The following is a 16925-nucleotide window of genomic DNA, read 5'->3' as shown; positions in this document are numbered from 1 at the left end:
CCTTGTCGCCCACACCTTGTCACCCTCCGGCAGGCGAGGGTTCTCGCGAAATGCCACGTGGGCGAAGGTTCCAAAGACCCGCTAAGGGGCGTCTGCGTGCAAGGTCATTTTTGCCTGGAATATGTTAATAGCATTAACATAGCGATTACACACCGACTGCATTGGATTATATTTTTTAGCATATGCAATCTTCATCCAGTGTGCCAGGTTGGCGCAGGCATATCGCGATCTTTTCCGCCGCTTTACTGGTGGTGAGCGGTGGCAGCGCCAAGCACTTTTGAGTCGCACGACGTTCCTGTATGATGTGACGCATCTGACCATCGTATTGGCATGTTGAGGCTCCATGGAGATCAAGACTGCTCGGCTGACGCTGCTCATCGATCCAAACAAGAAAGCCGCTTTCGAGCGCCTTTGCGCACAACAGGATCTGACGGCATCGCAGGTGGTGCGCCAACTCATCCGCGAGTACCTCGCTCAACATGGGGTCCAGTACGTGCCCAGCGGGGTGAACGTGGGCGACGCCGTTCTTCCTGACCCTGGGACACCGCCGCAAGTGCAAGTCAAAGCGGCGGCGCAGCCCGATGCGCCTCCCGCCAAACGGCGCGCTGCACGTCGCAAGGCTTAGGCCATGACCAGCTTACGGCGACTCCCATGCTTCGGCGGGAATCAATGCCGGGCCGACTCGGTTTCGCCCGGCCACTCCCCACCCAGCGCCCGATATAACTGCACCGTCGCGAGCGCCTGCGCCGTTTGCGTCTGGATCAGATCATCCTCCCTCTGTAGTGCGCCGACGCGCGCATCGAGCACGTCCTGCAAGGTGCGGCGCCCGCCTTCGTAGAGGCGCATGGCGTTCTGGCTATTGCGCTGCGCGGTGGCGACAACGTCGGCCAGCCGCGCGCCGCGTTGGTCCAGGCTGCTGCGCTGGCTGTAGGCGTTATCCACTTCCTCCAGCGTGCGCAGCACCGCCTGGTTGTATTCCGCCTGCGCGGCCTGCAGGCGGGCATCGCCGGCATCGATACTGGCCTGGATGCGCCCCGCGGTGAAGATCGGCAGTTGCACGCCGGCGCCCACCAGCCCGCCGGTGCCGCTCAGCGCCGGCAACCCGTCCACATGCAAACGCCCGTCCTGGCCCAGGAACGTCAGGTAGAAGCGGGGAAACCGGTCTGCCTTGGCGCTGCCGAGCCTGGCGGCCTGCGCGCGCACCAGCGCGGCCATGGCGCGCACATCCGGGCGCCGCTCGATCACGTCGGATGGCACCTGCCCGGCGGGCGGCGCCGGCACGAAGAGGACGGGCGGCGGCGACAGCGCGGCTGCGGCCTGCGGCACCTGGCCGGCGAGCAACGCGAGGCGGCGCTCCCGCGCGCGCCGCCAGGTAGTTCTCGGCCACGTCGGCGGCGATGACCAGGCGCGTGCCGCGCAGGCGTTCCTCGGCGCTGAGCGCGACGGCCGCAGCGGCCTGCGCGTCACTGCGGCGGCCGCCAAAGATGTCGACCTCCCATGCAACGGTCAGGCCCGCGAGATGTCCCTCAAGGCCGGGCGAGGCGTCCGGCAGGCCAGGCGGGCTGCGCAGGTCGGCGACACCGCCCGCGGCGCGTGCTTGCGCCGATAGCGTCGGGTAGCGCACCGATTCGGCAGCCCGCCCGAGCGCGCGCGCTTCCGCCACCCGCGCCTGCGCCACTCGCAAATCGAAATTTGCCGCCAGCGCTTCGGTCACGCGCTGCGCCAATGCCGGGTCGTTCCAGTTTTGCCACCATTGCGCCAGTTCCTGCGCCGCAGCCGGCGCGCCCTCGGCGGGTGCTTCCTTGAATGCGGCCGGTACGGTGATACCGTCGGGCACGGTGACGTCGACCGTGCCGCAGCCGGCCAGGCCGGCTGCGGCGATGCTTGCGATGAGCACGGCGAGGATGCCGCGTCGTGGAGAGATACTCAAGGCGGAAATCCGTTGGGTGAGCGGGCTGGAGGCGCGGCGGGCGTGGTAAGCGTGGTAAGCGTGGTCAGGCATGGCGGTCTATCCTTGCTGCGCCAGCATGGCGCGGAACCGCGTGAGCGCCAGGACCAGGAAGATCCCGCCCGCGGCCGTCACGCCCAGCAATTGCGGCCACACCACGTCCACACCCGCGCCCCGGAACAGGATGGCCTGCGTGAGGGTGACGAACTGGGTCGTCGGCAGGAATTGCACCGCTTGCTGCATGGCCTGCGGCATGCTTTGCACCGGGGTGGCGGCGCCGGATAGCAGGTAGGCGACGGCGTACGTCGGCACCGCCAGCAGCCCGAACTGCGGCATCGCCGGCGCCATCGTCGCCAGCCACATGCCGAGCGCCGTCACCGAGAACAGGTAAAGGGCGGTGCTCAAGGCAAAAAGCCCCATCGAGCCGATGAGCGGCACGTCCAGCCATAGATGCACCACCAGCCATAGCGATAGCAGGGACGCCAGGAAGATCACCGCGCCGTTGGCCAGGATTTTCGCCACGGCAATTTCGCTGGCGCGCACCGGCATGACCAGCAAGTGCTCGATGGTGCCGTGCTCGCGCTCTCGGATCACCGCCGCGCCCACCAGGATGATGGCCAACACGGTGATGTTGACCACGATCTGCATGGTCGACGTGAACCAGTGCGACTCCGTGTTGGGATTGAATATCACCGTGCTCTCCACGCGCACGGGCAGTTGTGCTTCGAGGGCCGGCGCGTGAAGAAATTCAAGCGCCTCGCGCGTAAAGATCTGTTGCAGGTAGGTGGCCCCGAGCCCCGCCTGGGTCATCGCGGTGGCATCGACCAGCACCTGCACCGCCGGCGTCCTTCCTGCCAGCACGTCGGCTTCGAAGCGCGGCGGGATCTCGATGGCGAAGATATAGCGCCCCCGGTCCAGCTCCGCATCCACGGCGTGCCGGTCCACATCCACCGGCGTCTTGAAATAGGGCGGCCGGATCGCATCGCGCAGGCGGCGCGAGAGTTCCGAGTGGTCGGCATCCAGGATGGCCACGGATGCGTTCGACACCTCGGCCTTGATGCCCTTGGCGACCGAATGCACTGCCAGCGTGAAGGCAAAGACGATCAGCGCCATCAGCGTCATATCGCTGAGCAGGCTGCGCAGCTCCTTGCCGCACAGGCGGGCCACGTTCTTGCACCATTGGTTCATCGCGTCATCTCCCGGCTATGCTTCTTGCTTGCGCAGAAGCAAACGGGCACCCGCCAGGTACAGCAGCGCAAAACCCAGCAAAGCCAGGTACATGGTGCCGAAGCTGCCAGCGCCAAGCCCCTTGGTAAAGCTGCCAAGGCTGATCAACTGGAACCACGACGACGGAAAACCCTGGCCAATCCAGTAGCTGCTGCCCGTCAGCGTCGATACCGGATAAAGCAGGCCGGAGAAATTGACCGACGGAATCAGGCACAGGATCGCCGTGCCAAAGATGGCCGCTACCTGCGAACGCACGAAGGTCGACATCAGCAGCCCGAGCGCGGTGGCCGCCAGCACGAACAGCGCGGCGCCGATCGACAAGGCAAGGAAGGAGCCCTTGAGCGGCACCTGCAGCAGCACAATGGCCAGCGCCACCAAGGTCAGGTAGCTGATCATCGCCAGCCCCACGTAGGGCAACTGCTTGCCGATCAGGTACTCGCCCACGCTTGCCGGGGAGGCATAGAGGTTGGTGATCGACCCCATTTCCTTCTCCCGCACCACGCCGAGCGCGGTCAGCATGGTCGGGATCAGGATCAGCGCCAGCATGATGATGCCCGGCGTGATGGCGTAGATGCTGCGGAATTCCTGGTTGTAGATAAAGCGCGTCTCGATCGACACCGGCAGCGCAGCCGGGCGGGCCGCCTGCGCGCGCAGCTGCGCATTGGCGTAGGCCAGCAGCACGCCGGTCACGTAGGCGCGCGTGGTGGCGCCCGGGAACGGGCTGGATCCGTCGACGCGGAATGCGAGCTGCGGCTGGCGCCCGGCCAGCAGGTCGCGCTCGAAGCCGGGCGGCAGTTCGACGATCAGCATAGCCGCCGCGGCGCGCAGGCGCCGGTCCGCGTCGGCCTCGCTGTGCACCGCATCGGTGATGGGGCCAAGGATGGCGAATGCCAGCCGTAGCTTGTCGCGCGCCAGCTCCATGGCTTCGCGCCTGGCGAATGCCCAGGTCCGCGCCAGCGGCGAGCCGCCGGGATGCGCGCACGGCCGGGCTTGCCGCGCGCGGGCCGGGGACGGTTGTACGGACACTGCCTGCGCGGCAGCCGTAGCGGCGGCACCGTTCCGCGGATTTTCCGCCTGCTCCAGGTAGCTGACGAAGGCATCCTCCAGCGTCTGCGCATGACAGCCTTCCCGCAGCGCCTCCGGGCTGCCCACCGCCAGCACGCGGCCGCGGTGCATGAAGGAGATGCGGTCGCAGCGCGCCGCCTCGTTCATGAAGTGCGTGGAAACAAAGATGGTCACGCGCTGCTGGCGCGAGAGCTGGACCAGATGGCGCCAGAACATGTCCCGCGCGCCGGGGTCCACGCCGGAGGTGGGTTCGTCGAGGATCAGCACCTCCGGATGGTGCAGGCAAGCCGCAGCCAGCTGCAGGCGCTGGCGAATACCGAGCGACAGGGAAGCGGGCCGCGCGCCGGCATGCTGGTCCAGCTCGAAATCGAGCAGGGCCTGCCCGACCGCATTCTGCGCGCTCGCGCCCTCCATCCGGTAGAGCCTGGCATGCAGGTCCAGGTTCTGCCGTACTGTCAGTTCCTCGTAGAGCGAGAACGCCTGCGACATATAGCCCACCCGCATGCGGGTACGCATATCGCCGGCGTCGATGGTCTGCCCGAGCAGGCGCGCGGTGCCGCTGGTGGCATCCAGCAGCCCGGTCAGCATCTTCATGGTGGTGGTCTTGCCGCAGCCATTGGAGCCGAGAAAGCCGAAGATCTCGCTGCGCTCGATGCGAAAACTCACATTGTCCACGGCGGTGAAGGCACCGAAGCGCCGCGTCAGCCCCTCGGCTTCGATGGCGGGTTCGTCGCCATCCGGCGGGCGGGGCGGGATCACCAATCCCGCGGCATCGCCGCGCCGCTGCGCCGGCAGCAGCGAGATGTAGGCCTGCTCCAGGTCGCTGGTGCCCGCGCGCGCCAGCACATCGGCGGTTCGGTCGCACACCAGCACCTTGCCCGCATCCATGGCCACCAGATGCCCGAAGCGCTGCGCCTCCTCGATATACGCGGTGGCAACGATCACCGTCATATTGCTGTGCTCGGCGCGCAGGTCTTCCACCAGGGCCCAGAACTGGCGCCGCGACAGCGGGTCCACGCCCGTGGTGGGCTCGTCGAGGATCAGCAGGTCCGGGTTGTGAACCAGCGCGCAGCACAGGCCGAGCTTCTGCTTCATGCCGCCCGAGAGCTTGCCCGCAGGCCGGTCCGGGAAAGGCGCCAGGCCGGTGGCCGCGAGCAGGCGCTCGATACGCTGGCGCCGCTCGCCGCCGCCCAGGCCGAACAGCCGGGCAAAGAAGTCCACGTTCTCGTAGACCGACAGCGTCGGGTACAGATTGCGCCCGAGCCCCTGCGGCATGAACGCCACGCGCGGCAACAATGCCTCGCGCGCCTGCCGGTCGCGCAGGTCCGCGCCCAGCACGCAGGCATTGCCATGCTGGATGCGCTTGACGCCGGCAATCACGCCGAGCAGCGTCGATTTGCCGACGCCATCCGGGCCGATCAGGCCGATGGTGGCATTGCCGGGCAGGGTGAGCGACACATTGTCCAGCGCCAAGCTGGCGCCGTAGCGGTGCGACAAGCCATCGATCCGGATGGCCGCGGCTGCGTCGGGATGCGGGCTTGGCATGACGTCAGGCCGGCTGCTGGCGCAGCGTCAGCGCGGTAGGCCAGGGCTGCTTCGCATCCAGGCGCACAAAGCCATCGCCCGTCATGCCGGCCTTCAGCCTGGGCGCGTAGCGTTGCGCCATCTCCGGCGTCAGCTGCAGCTTGACGCGGTACATCAGCTTGGCCCGCTCGGCATCGGTCTCGACATACTTGGGGGTGAACTGCGCCTCGCTGGCCACAAAGCTGATGCGCGCCGGGATAGGTTCGTCCTTCAGCGCGTCCAGCACGATGCGCGCTTCATCGCCGATGGCCAGCTTGCCGGCCGCGCCGGCGGGCAGGAACACCGTGAAATACATATCCGCCAGGTTCAGCAGCGACACCACGCGGCCACCCGCCGGCAACACCGTACCGACCTCGATCACGCGATACTCCACGCGGCCGGCTACCGGGGCACGGATGGTTGCCTCGCCCAGCAGGATGTTCAGGCGGGCAATCTGGGCATCGGCCTCCGCGATCGCCGCGCGAGCCTCGCCAAGCCCCGCACGCGCGCCGGTCACGCCGGCGCTCTCGCCATCCAGGCCAAGTTGCCGGCGGTCGCGCTCCACGGAGGAAATCTGGCGGTCCTGGTAGAGCTTGACCGCCTCTGTCAGCTCCAGCCGCGCCAGCCGCTGGCGGCTCGCACGCCCATCGATTTCCGCCTGCGCGCGCGACGCCGCCTGCACGGCACGCTCGCGAGCGGCGGTGGCAAGGCCGATCTGCGCCAGGAGTTCCGCGTCATCCTGCCGGGCCACCACCGCTCCCGCGGCCAGGGCATCGCCCTCGCGAACCGGCAGGTCGATGACTCGGCCCGGATACTTGACCGCGATGTCGAGCCGGCCAATCTCCATGCGCCCATTGCTGTGGACCATATAGGCCGGCCATGGATCGCGCTGGCTGCCAAGCCACCATACAGCGCTTCCAATGGAGGCGGCAACGAACAATGCCGCTATGCCCCAGCCTGGTTTGATTTTCATCGGCTACCTGTGCACGCTGTGCGCTGAATGATGGAATGCTGCCGGGGCGCCAGGGCTTCAGAGTGTCGGGCAAAGGAACGGGGAGGCGACAAAGACAAACCTTGAACCATTGAACCGTGGGGCGACGGCGTAGGTTTCAATGCTATCCGGCGGGGTGGGGTGCGGACTTGATCTAGCGCAAGGTGGTGCCGGATGGGGCACTTTTTGAGGGGAAGTTCTAATTGTCGCGCGTTCGATATGTCGGTTGCCCGGCGAGCCAGGTGGCGTGCCGACCTGCATCCAGCGCCTGCGTCGAAGAACTGCAATGACGCCACCGACACGACGCAAAGCCAGACCCGTTGCTTCTCTAGCAGACGCTTTGGCCACGCGCGACCAACGAAACCGGTGAGGGTCAATTCCATCACATCTTGACCGCGATCAAGTGGGTGAATGGACCGCAATGCAGCGTCGGCGGATACTCGGCATTCAGAACAATTCAGAACAATTCAGAACAATAAGCAATCCATCAGCGGTACGCCGGTCACGCCAGACAAGCAGTCGCATCCCGTTGAGGGGACGAGGGCCTTGACGCAGCAGGTCCGCGTGCCACCAACGTTATGCACATCCTGTCGATCAAGTGTAAGTGGCCGTTGGGCAAGGCCGTCTCCGTATTGCAGATCTCATGGCTGTTCGCGGCAGCCGCCTACGCCCAGGCTCTCCCGCCGCCCGTGGCGGCCCTCCCGTCCCCGCATGCCGCCGTGCCCCAGGTCATCGATGACCTACCCGCCAACTACTCGGCCGACCTCGATGCCGCCACGCGCGCCCAGGTGGAGCGCGGACGCTACGTGGCGCGCCTGGGCGACTGCGTGGCATGCCATACGGGCGAAAAGTCCAAGCCAATGGCGGGTGGCCTGGCATTGCAGACGCCTTTCGGCGAACTGCATTCGACGAATATCACGCCCGACCCGGAGACCGGCATCGGCGGCTATCGCTTCGAGCAGTTCGAGCGCGCCATGCGCAAGGGCGTGGCCGCGGACGGCCACAACCTGTACCCGGCCATGCCATATCCCTCCTATGCGAAGACCTCGCCCGAGGATATGCGGGCGCTGTATGCCTACCTGATGAAGGGCGTCGCGCCGGTGCGCCAAGCCAACCGGCCGCTCGCCCTGCGCTTCCCCTTCAACCAGCGCTGGGGCCTGGCAGTGTGGAACTGGGTGTTCCTCGACGCCGCACCGTTCCAGGCCAACGCCGCGCGCGACGCAGCGTGGAACCGCGGTGCCTACCTCGTGCAGGGCCTGGGCCACTGCGGTGCCTGCCACACGCCGCGCGGCATCGGCTTCCAGGAAAAGACCATGTCGGATGCCGGCGCCAAGGGCGAGTACTTCCTCTCCGGCGAGACGGTCGAAGGCTGGCGCGCGCTGAGCCTGCGCAATCTATGGACGGCGCAGGAAACCGCCCAGATGCTCAAAACGGGGCGCAACAGCCACGGCACGGTCTCGGGCAACATGGTGGATGTGGTGCAGCACAGCACCCAGTACATGAGCGACAGCGACCTGCTGGCGGTCGGCACCTACCTCAAGTCGCTGCCCGCGGCCAAGCACGATAAGCCCATGCAGGTGGCGAGCGGGCCGGCCCCCGCGATCCTGCCCGCCGCTGCCACGGTTGCCGGTGCCGACGTGCCGCTCGATCTCTATACGAGCCGGGGCGGACTTGGCTACCTGCAGTTCTGCACCGACTGCCACCGCTCCGACGGGGCTGGCGTCAAGGACGTGTTCCCGCCGCTGGCGGGCAACCCCGTGCTGCGCCCGGACGAGCCCGCCACGCTGCTGCACATCATGCTGACTGGCTGGCGCTCGCCGCAGACCGCGAGCCACGCGCGTGTGCTAACGATGCCAGCATTCGCGCGGCTGAGCGACCAGGAGATTGCCGATATCTTGAACTTCACGCGCAGAAGCTGGGGACGGGCCGACGCGCGCCTCATCAGCGCCGGCTCGGTGCGCGATATGCGCAAGAAGCTCGACGCCGGCAAGGTCGACAGCAGCAAGTTCCAGACGCCCCGCCTGGCCGACATGCTCGATGAACCTAACGCCAGGCAGCTCACGCTGGGTGCCAGGCTGAACATCGATACGCGGCAGATGCTCCCCCGCAACGTGGGCAATGCGCTGAACTGCGCGAGCTGCCACCTCAATGCCGGGACGGTGGCCGATGGCTCGCCCTACGTCGGCGTGTCGGCCTTCTTTCCCGGCTACGCGGCGCGCGCCGGCCGGGTGATCACGCTGGCGGATCGCATCAACGGCTGTTTCCTGCGCTCGATGAATGGAAAGCCGCTGCCGCTGGATTCGGAGGAAATGAAGTCCATGGTGGCCTACTTCGACTGGATGCGCCGCGCAGCCAAGCCCGAGGACAAGGTGGAGGGCCGCGGCGTTGGCAAGGTCAGCAACCAGATCGTGCCCAACGTCGACAACGGCAAGCAGGTCTATGCCGCTCAATGCGCCATGTGCCACGGCGCCGACGGCGAGGGCATCAAGAATGCCTCCGGCCAGTGGGTATATCCGCCGCTCTGGGGCGACCAGTCCTTCAATATCGGTGCCGGGATGGCGCGCACGTACACGGCCGCGGCCTTCGTCAAGCGCAATATGCCCATCGCTTTCCACGATCGTTTCCCGCTGGGCCAGGGCGGCCTGACCGATCAGGAGGCAGTGGACGTGGCTGAGTACTTCACCCACCAGCCCAGGCCGGACTTCGCCGGCAAGGTGAAGGACTGGCCGAAGGACAAGAAGCCCGTGGATGCCCGGTACTGATCCGCGGCGCCTCGCACATCGGGGTCCCCGGCATGCCATCGAGCAAACCGGAAGTGTTACTGGAAATCGGTGGAGATTGGGCTGCCGATTGCACGGCGGCGGCACTTTGCTTCGCTTTTAGCGAAGCAAAGTGTCCTCAAGTCTTCTAGTTTTCCCCCGTCAGTCACGCATCGCCGGCATGGCGTTGCCCGTCAGCAGCACCGCCGCCTGCTCGCCATACGCCACCACGTAACCGCCGTTGGACGCTTGCCATGCCTGGGCGCCTTGCCGGTCGGCGAACCAGAGTTGCTGGTAGTCGCCGAACTGGCCGAGGTCGAGGCGGTATCGGTCCAGTACCCTGGCGGGGCGGCCGTCGATGTCGCGTTTGCATGCGGACCAGCTGGCGTAGCCCAGTTCGGCCGCCAGCAGTTGCAGGCAGTGCTTGAGCTGCAGCGTGTGGCGCAGCCGGTAGAGTTCCGCGACGCTTTGCGTGCGTACCTGCGCGCGGTGGATGCGCCGGACTACCGGTAGCGCCTGCGTGGCTTGTTCGGCGTGGAGCTGGCGCAGCAGCCTGCGTGCATGGCGGCGCAGGAAGTCGCTATTGGGAAGGCGGGATGGCGCGTTGAGCGTGGTGAGCCACATGTCATGTCCTTGCAATGCCGTTTCCCGCGGCGGCAAAAAAGGTCAATGGTGTGGTTCTTGCAACGAACTGGCGGTGCCGGGCTGGATCGCGCGGCGCCGTACGGTACGGGCAGGCAGGTGCGCTGGCTTTTGCGGGAGCGGGCACCCTGCCGGCGCCCAGGCGGGATTATATGCCAGCACCGCATACCCTTGGCAAGCGTTTGCCATATCAGGCTGCGCTTGCCCCTGGCCGGATGGCAGCCGGCTAAGCCGCCTGCGCCTCGGCCGCCAGTCCAAGTTCCTCCACCAGCCGTGCCGCCAGCGCTGCCGCCTGGTTGCGCACGTCGATGATGGTGCCTGACTCCCACAGCGCCCCGCGCAGCGGCGGGCGCGGGCAGCGGGCGCGACAGGCGCAGGGCCACGCGTTGGCTGCTTTCCTCGCCCCGTTGAGCGCCCCGTTGAGCGCCGCGCTGCAGGCCGCTCGCGGTGCCCAGGTCATCGGCTGGTGCCAGTGCGGTGATGCGGGCGGCATGCACGTGCAGGCGTCCCTGTGCGCGCACTGCCTCGAATACCGCATGCGTGGGCGGTGCTGCACGGTGCAGCAGGTTGTCCCAGAACGGCCGCACATGGCGCAGGAAGCGCTGGCGCTCGGCACGGCGGCGGCGGCCCATAGCGGGCCGATATAGGTGCGCAGCGCGGGCGGCACGCTTTGCCAGTCGAGGCCTTGCGCCACCAGCTTGTCGCGCTGCCGGCGCACCAGGCGGACCACCGTGCGGGCGGTGGGCGCGGCCAGCACTGCGGGCCGGCGGCAGCCAGGAAGTCGTCGCAGGGACCTGCGTTGTGGCGCAGCCAGGGCACCAGCGCGCGCCGCGAGAACGCGTGGTAGGTGCCGGTGAAGCCGAGCCGTTCCAGCGAGGCGACCACGTCGAGCATGGTCAGGCTGGTGCCGATCAGGGCGATCTCGCGTGCGCGTGCGAGCCGCGCCAGCGTGCCGGGTTGCCACGGATCGGGGATGTAGCGGCCGTCGGCTTCCAGCGCATCGTCCTGTGCCAGGGCCGGCCGCGCCGGCTGCACGCCGGTGGCCAGCACGATGTGGTCGGCGTCCCAGGCGCGGCCGTCGGCACTGTACACGCGGTGCGGCACGCCGATGGACAGGTCGGTGATTTCCGTGCGCACATGTACCAGCGTGGCCCGTCCCGCGGCGCCCGCCAGTGCGCGCGCCAGGGTGTCTCGCAGGTAGTCGCCGTAGACGCTGCGCGGGGCGAAGGCGTGGTCGGCCTCCGCGGTGCTGGCAAGCCCGTGGCGCACCAGCCATCGCGAAAAATCTTCCAGCGCCTCGGGGTAAAGGCTGAAGTTCAGCGCGGGCCCGTTCAGGTAGTGCGCCGGGTCCTGCGTGCTGTAGGCCAGGCCGCGCCCCGGCTCGGCGCGCGGCTCGAACAAGTGGACGGCGAGCGGGCCGCTGCTGTCGCGCAGCAGGCGGATGGCGCTCAGGGTGCCGGCCATGCCGCCGCCGACGATGGCGATGCGGCGTGGTTGGGGATCGGGTCGGGTCATGATGGCCTCAGGCGTGGGTGCTGGACGGGGTGGCCGCCGCGGCGTCTGCACTGGTTGCTGCCGCGGCGTGCAGGGCGTGCGCGCCGGCGCTGACCAGGATCGCGTCGTTCTGCGGGGTGTGGATGCGGCTGCAGAGGACGTTGCGGTAGTGGCGCTCCAGCGGGTTGCCACGCGACAGGGCGGGGTTGCCGGCGTGCCTGAGCGCAAGCTCGACGACGGCGATGGCGTTGTCGGTCACGTTGAGCTTGAGCAGATTGCCGTCGCTGGCGCTGGCGGGCGCGCCGGCATCGATGTCCGCGCTGAAGCGCTCCAGCAGGATGCGGTTGGCCAGCAGCCAGCCGTCGATGCGGCCCACGGCCTCCTGGAAGCGCGGCAAGGTGGCCAGCGGCGCGCCCAGGCTGCCGGGCGCGCGCAGGTTGAGCCAGGCCACGAACCAGTCGCGCGCGCTGCGGGCCACGGCATCGTAGAGCGTGCCGAGCAGGGTCGACGTCCACACGGCCCAGGCGGGGTCGTAGCGCTCGGCCCAGGCAGCGGGCAGGCGCAGGTCGACGGCATGGGCGGCGGGCAGCGGCGTGTTGTCGAAGACCACGTCGTGGCTACCGGTGGCGCGCATGCCGAGATGATCCCAGGTGGGCACCACCGTGATGCCGGGCGCGTCGCGCGGCACCAGGAACACGCCGGTGCGCGGGTTGGCCTCATCGGTGCGGCCCCAGACGGCCAGCCAGCTCAGCGCCGGGATGCCGGTGGCGTAGATCTTGTGGCCGCACAGCAGCCAGCCGTCACCGTGCCGGCGCGCCACCGTGGCCGGCAGGCCGCCGCGCGCGGGCGACCCCAGTTCGGGCTCCACGCGCAGCGCGTTGATCAGCGCGCCTTGTTCCACCGCGCTACGCTGCACCTGCTCGCGCACGGCCGCCGGCCATTGCGTGTCTTGCGCCAGGTTGCGGTGGCCGAGGATCTGCATCACCAGCACTAGCGCGGTGGACGGATCGCCCACGGCAACGTGGTGGACTGCGCGGCGCGCATCGGCCAGGCCCGCACCGGCGCCACCGAGCGCGCGCGGCACGGTCAGGGCGAGCAGGCCAAGCTGGTGGAGCTCGGCGATGTTCTCGAAGGCGAAGGTGGCGTCGCGGTCATGGGCGGCGGCGCGCGCGGCGAAGCGCCCGGACAACGCGCGCAGGGTCTCGTCGGCGGGGAGGACGCGTGCTGCGCGGGACGCCTCGGGCGGCGCCGGCTCGGCAGGTTCGGCCGAGGCAAAGCCGCTCTCGCGATGCCACGCGGAAATCCGCTGCCGGCTGGTCGTGCCGGTGGACTGCAAACTCATGGTTGCTCCTGTTGTGTGCTGTCTAGTTGGTTGCCTTGATGGCGCTTGATGGCACTCAATGGCAAATCAGCCCGCTCTCCACCAGCATCATGTTGAAAGCGGCGTCGCCGGCGGCCGCGTCGCGCAGCCGCGCGAGGCGTCCGTCGCGCTGCCAGCGCGCCAGCCATTGCGCCAGGTAGCGGGCGGATTGCGCATCCGGCTGGGGCAGCGTCAGCGCCGCGCCCTCGCCGTCGAGCACTATTGGCGCCGCGGTGAAGAAGCGCCATTCGGGCAGGCGCATCACGCGCGCGACCAGCGTGGCGTCTTCCGCCACCGCTGCGCACTCGCCGCGGCGAAACGCCAGCAGCGCCTGCAGCGGCGAGGGATAGCTGCGCAGCGTGGCACCGGCGCGGGCCAGCGCGGGCTGGAAAGGGCTGCCCGCGCTCACGCAGGCCGTCTTGCCATTCAGGGCGTCGAGCCGGCTCACCGGGGTGAAGCGCAGGGTCAGCAAGGTGCCACGTGGGGTGGCGGCTGCCGGCACGGCGGCTGCCCGCGCATGCCCGGTGCCATGCGGCGCACCGAAGGCGATGTCGATATCGGCGTGGCTGCCAATGCCTCCCGCCGGCAGATGGCGCAACCGGACCGGCACGCCCAGTGCGCGGCCGAGTTCGGTGGCGAGTACGGCCTCGCCCGGGTCGGGTTGCGCGACAAGTGGCAGGCCCGGTGGCGTGGGACGGGGATAGGCATGCACACCCACCACCAGTTCGCCACGTGCCTTGGCTTGCATAAGCAATGGGCCAGGCTCGGCCGGCCGCGTTGGCCAGGACGTGCCCGTGAACAACCACAGCGGCAGCGCGACTGCGCCCGCGGCCAGTGCAATGCCGCCCGCGGCACGACGCGCAGCGCGCAGCACGGCCGGCGCGGCCGGCGCAATGCGGGGCAAGGCGCTCGCTGCACGGCCATCTGGCAGCGGACGCGGCTCCAGCCACCATGTGCCGTTCACATGCCAGAGTTCGTCAGGCATGGCCTATCATCCCTGGCCCAGCCCCAGCAGGCCCAGGATCTCGCGGCGCAGCCGGATCAGCTCGGGATCGTCGCGGTGGCGCGGGTAATCGCGATCGATCGTGATCTGCGCCGTGATGCGGGCGGGGCGTTCGCTGAATACGATCACGCGGGTTGCCAGCAGCAGTGCTTCCTCCACGTCGTGCGTGACCAGCAGCGCGGTAAAGCGCGAGCGCTGCCACAGCGAGACCAGTTCACCCTGCATGCTCAGGCGCGTGAGGGAGTCGAGCTTGCCCAGCGGTTCGTCGAGAATCAGCAAGCGTGGCTCGTTGACCAGCGCGCGCGCCAGCGCAGCGCGTTGCGCCATGCCGCCGGACAACTGGCGCGGATAGGCCCGTGCGAACTCGGTCAGGCCCACGCGTGCCAGCGCATCGTCCACGCGCCCGCGCTGGCTGCCGAGCAAGCCGCGCGCTTCCAGGCCAAGCGCGGCGTTGTCCCATACGGTGCGCCACGGATACAGCGTCGGGTCCTGGAACACCACCACGCGGCTCGGCTCGGGCCCGCTGATCGGCACGCCATCCACCGCCAATGCGCAGCAGCGTGGACTTGCCGCAGCCGCTGGGGCCGAGCAGGGCCACGAACTCGCCCGGCTCGGCCGTCAGGCTGACGCGGCTGAGCACTGGCAGCACCTGGTCGCGCAGCGTGAAATGGTGGCTCACCTGGTCGATCGTCAGGCGCACGCCGTTGCTGGCGCTGTCCCTGTCGATGGCGGCTTGCGCAGCTTGGGCGGGGGCGGGTTTGTCGAGCACGGCGCTTACCATTTGACCACTCCTTTTTGCCATGCCAGCAGGCGATCCCGCGAGCGGAACAGCAGTGTGATGAGCCCCGAGAAGATGATGGCCATGACCAGCAGCGCGCCATACATGCTGGCGTAGGCGGCCCAGCCCTGGGCCCACTGCAGGTACCAGCCCAGCCCGGATTTGACCCCCAGCATCTCGGCCACCACCAGCACCGAGAACGATGCGCCAAGGCCCATGAACAAGCCCACGAACACGCTCGGCAGCGCCGCGGGCACCGCCACCTTGAGCACCAGGAACCGCTCCTTGGCGCCGAGCGTGCGGGCTACGTCGTAGTACGCCGGATCGACCGCCGCCACGCCGGACCAGGTCAATACCGTGACCGGGAACCACGTGGCCAGCGCCACCAGGAAGGTGGCCGCGCTGGCGCTGCTGGGAAAGGCGAAGAACACGATCGGCAGCCAGGCCGTGGCCGGCAGCGGCCCCAACAGGCGCAACACCGGATGGACCCAGTAGCCCGCGCGGGCCGACCAGCCGATGGACACGCCGGTGAGGAAACCCGCCAGCGCGCCCAGCAGGTAGCCGGTGGCCAGCAGGCGCAGCGAATGCGCCACCGCTTCGGCCAGCCGCGCATAGTCCTCGACAAAGACTTCGACAAGCGCCTGCGGCGGCGCGAAGAAGGGACGCGGCAGCAGCCCGAGCTTGGCGGTCACCACTTCCCAGATCAGGGTCAGCACCGCCAGCACCAGCAACCATGGCCCCGCACGGCGCAGCGAGGCGCCGAGACCACCCAGCCGGTGCTGCACAAACGCCAGCACCAGCAGCACCGCGGCGATGCCCGCGAACAGCGAGGCGGTCTCGTGCGTCAGCGGCCAGTCCTCCGGCTCCGGCCAGAACTTGATGACGCTGGCCACGCTCAGCCAGGCCGCCGCGGCCAGCGCGCCGCCCAGCCAGACACGGGGCACGGCGGGCGCCGGCACGGCCAGGAACTCATCGTGCGCATCCTGTGCGCCGCGTTGCCCTTCAGCCGAGAACGTTGGCATAGATGCGCTCCGCGAATTTGTTGGAGTCCGTGCCTGGCCGGATCACTGAAACCAGCTTGAGCTCGTCCGTGTACTGCGCCAGTTCCTTCTTCAGGTCCGCGCCGACCGGATGGTGGCCGTGGGTGTGGCTCTTGAGCATGGCCACCACGTCCGCCTGGGGTACCTTGGCGAACTCGGCAAAATGACGGGCGGTTTCCTCCGGGTGCGCTACCGTCCAGTCCTGCGCCTGCAGCACGGCGTGCGTGAGCGCGGCGGCAGCCGGCTTGTCTTCGCGCAGCAGGCTGCCGCGAATCCCCAGCACGCAGCAGGAGCGGCTGGCGTATTCATCGGACAGGTTGGTGGCCACCTCGACCAGGCCGCGCTCCTTGCGCAACAGGTAGGTGCGCGGGTCACCGTCGGCGGCGGCCTGGGCCTCGCCTTTTTCCAGCGCGATGCCGAGCAGGTCGGCCGGGTATTGGCGCCACTGCACATCGCGCACCGGGTCGATGCCACGCTTGGCCAGCAGGATGGAGAAGAAGTTCTTGGCCGGGCTGGCCATGTCGCTTACCGCCACCGTCTTGCCCTTGAGGCTCTTCAGGTCGGTCACGCCGGAATTGCGCAGCGTCAAGAGCCGCATGCAGCCGCCGTGGGTGGCCGCGGTCAGCTTTACGTCAAAGCCTTGCTCGAGCGGCTTGAGCCAGCGCAGCGCCATGCCCACGCCGGCGTCCGCCTTCTTGGTGGCAATGGCTTCCAGCAACTGATCGGTGGAGCCGCCGAAATTGATCAGCTCCACCTCCAGCCCATGATTGCGGAAGATGCCTTCCTTCAGCGCCGCGGCCACCGGCGCCAGGCACACGCTGCTGGCGTTCCAGGCCAGCTTGATCGGCGTGAGCTGCCCCGCGGCGCTGGCCCGCGACGTCCAGGCAAAGGGCGCGATGCCGCTGGCCACGGCCAGCGTGCCGGCTGCCTGTAGCCAGCCGCGGCGGCTCAGGGTGCCGGTGCTGCGCGGGTTGTCCACGGACGCGCGACGGTGGTTGGCCAACGGTTGCTCTGGCTCTTGATGCATGACACTCCTCGTTGGGCGGCTGTGTGCC

General features: G+C 68.5%; 13 protein-coding genes and 3 pseudogenes. 3 read left to right on the top strand and 13 right to left on the bottom strand.

The window, feature by feature from the left end; all coding sequences use genetic code 11:
• Window positions 1-343: 343 nt before the first annotated feature.
• Window positions 344-493: pseudogene (locus OR16_RS47945) on the top strand (ribbon-helix-helix protein, CopG family); the annotation flags it as partial.
• Between the two features lie 173 nt (window positions 494-666).
• Here OR16_RS47945 and OR16_RS46725 read toward each other — a convergent pair.
• The 5 genes and pseudogenes from OR16_RS46725 to OR16_RS34240 all read right to left on the bottom strand — a co-directional run bounded on the left by OR16_RS46725 (window position 667) and on the right by OR16_RS34240 (window position 6776).
• On the bottom strand, window positions 667-1341 hold the full coding sequence (locus OR16_RS46725) for a TolC family protein (RefSeq protein ID WP_237717323.1): 675 nt from the start codon (window positions 1339-1341) through the stop codon (window positions 667-669).
• Window positions 1342-1420: 79 nt separating this feature from the next.
• Window positions 1421-2002: pseudogene (locus OR16_RS46720) on the bottom strand (TolC family protein); the annotation flags it as partial.
• 6 nt (window positions 2003-2008) lie between these two features.
• Window positions 2009-3136 carry an ABC transporter permease gene (locus OR16_RS34250; RefSeq protein WP_006163454.1) on the bottom strand — a complete coding sequence of 376 codons (1128 nt, stop codon included), beginning with the start codon at window positions 3134-3136 and terminating at the stop codon, window positions 2009-2011.
• A 15-nt stretch (window positions 3137-3151) separates the two neighbouring features.
• Window positions 3152-5785, bottom strand: a complete 2634-nt coding sequence (locus OR16_RS34245; protein WP_006163453.1) for an ABC transporter ATP-binding protein/permease — start codon at window positions 5783-5785, stop codon at window positions 3152-3154.
• Between the two features lie 4 nt (window positions 5786-5789).
• A complete protein-coding gene (locus OR16_RS34240) occupies window positions 5790-6776 on the bottom strand; it encodes an HlyD family secretion protein (RefSeq protein ID WP_043422188.1) in 987 nt (328 codons plus the stop codon).
• Between the two features lie 596 nt (window positions 6777-7372).
• Between OR16_RS34240 and OR16_RS34235 the strand changes: the two genes are divergently transcribed.
• Window positions 7373-9556, top strand: a complete 2184-nt coding sequence (locus OR16_RS34235) for a c-type cytochrome (RefSeq protein ID WP_006163451.1) — start codon at window positions 7373-7375, stop codon at window positions 9554-9556.
• 159 nt (window positions 9557-9715) lie between these two features.
• On the opposite strand, the gene OR16_RS34230 is transcribed toward OR16_RS34235, so the two are convergent.
• From OR16_RS34230 to OR16_RS34210, 6 genes and pseudogenes are all read right to left on the bottom strand, one after another.
• Complete coding sequence (locus tag OR16_RS34230; protein ID WP_006163450.1) at window positions 9716-10177, bottom strand: hypothetical protein; 462 nt, start codon at window positions 10175-10177, stop codon at window positions 9716-9718.
• Window positions 10178-10421: 244 nt separating this feature from the next.
• On the bottom strand, window positions 10422-10655 hold the full coding sequence (locus tag OR16_RS40210; protein ID WP_006163449.1) for a hypothetical protein: 234 nt from the start codon (window positions 10653-10655) through the stop codon (window positions 10422-10424).
• Window positions 10652-11710 carry an FAD/NAD(P)-binding protein gene (locus tag OR16_RS34225; RefSeq protein WP_006163448.1) on the bottom strand — a complete coding sequence of 353 codons (1059 nt, stop codon included), beginning with the start codon at window positions 11708-11710 and terminating at the stop codon, window positions 10652-10654. Before OR16_RS34225 ends, OR16_RS40210 begins: the two co-directional genes overlap by 4 nt.
• Window positions 11711-11717: 7 nt before the next feature.
• A complete protein-coding gene (locus OR16_RS34220; protein WP_006163447.1) occupies window positions 11718-13031 on the bottom strand; it encodes an acyl-CoA dehydrogenase family protein in 1314 nt (437 codons plus the stop codon).
• Window positions 13032-13086: 55 nt separating this feature from the next.
• Window positions 13087-14034 carry a substrate-binding periplasmic protein gene (locus OR16_RS34215; RefSeq protein WP_006163446.1) on the bottom strand — a complete coding sequence of 316 codons (948 nt, stop codon included), beginning with the start codon at window positions 14032-14034 and terminating at the stop codon, window positions 13087-13089.
• A gap of 6 nt (window positions 14035-14040) precedes the next feature.
• Window positions 14041-14692, bottom strand: a pseudogene (locus OR16_RS34210) (ABC transporter ATP-binding protein).
• Between OR16_RS34210 and OR16_RS47530 the strand changes: the two are divergent.
• Complete coding sequence (locus OR16_RS47530; protein ID WP_272942898.1) at window positions 14619-14837, top strand: hypothetical protein; 219 nt, start codon at window positions 14619-14621, stop codon at window positions 14835-14837. The pseudogene OR16_RS34210 and the gene OR16_RS47530 sit on opposite strands and share 74 nt — an antisense overlap.
• Here OR16_RS47530 and OR16_RS34205 read toward each other — a convergent pair.
• Both OR16_RS34205 and OR16_RS34200 read right to left on the bottom strand, forming a co-directional pair.
• Window positions 14827-15852 carry an ABC transporter permease gene (locus OR16_RS34205; protein ID WP_006163444.1) on the bottom strand — a complete coding sequence of 342 codons (1026 nt, stop codon included), beginning with the start codon at window positions 15850-15852 and terminating at the stop codon, window positions 14827-14829. The genes OR16_RS47530 and OR16_RS34205 overlap by 11 nt on opposite strands.
• Window positions 15833-16897, bottom strand: coding sequence for an ABC transporter substrate-binding protein (locus tag OR16_RS34200; RefSeq protein WP_006163443.1), 1065 nt, complete (start codon window positions 16895-16897; stop codon window positions 15833-15835). The genes OR16_RS34205 and OR16_RS34200 overlap by 20 nt, the downstream gene beginning before the upstream one ends.
• Window positions 16898-16925: the final 28 nt, after the last annotated feature.

Origin of the sequence: Cupriavidus basilensis OR16 (genome assembly GCF_000243095.1) — a bacterium.
GTDB classification, from domain to species: domain Bacteria; phylum Pseudomonadota; class Gammaproteobacteria; order Burkholderiales; family Burkholderiaceae; genus Cupriavidus; species Cupriavidus basilensis_D.
Note: the sequence above shows the minus strand (reverse complement) of the source record. Positions and strands in the feature narration are given on the sequence as shown.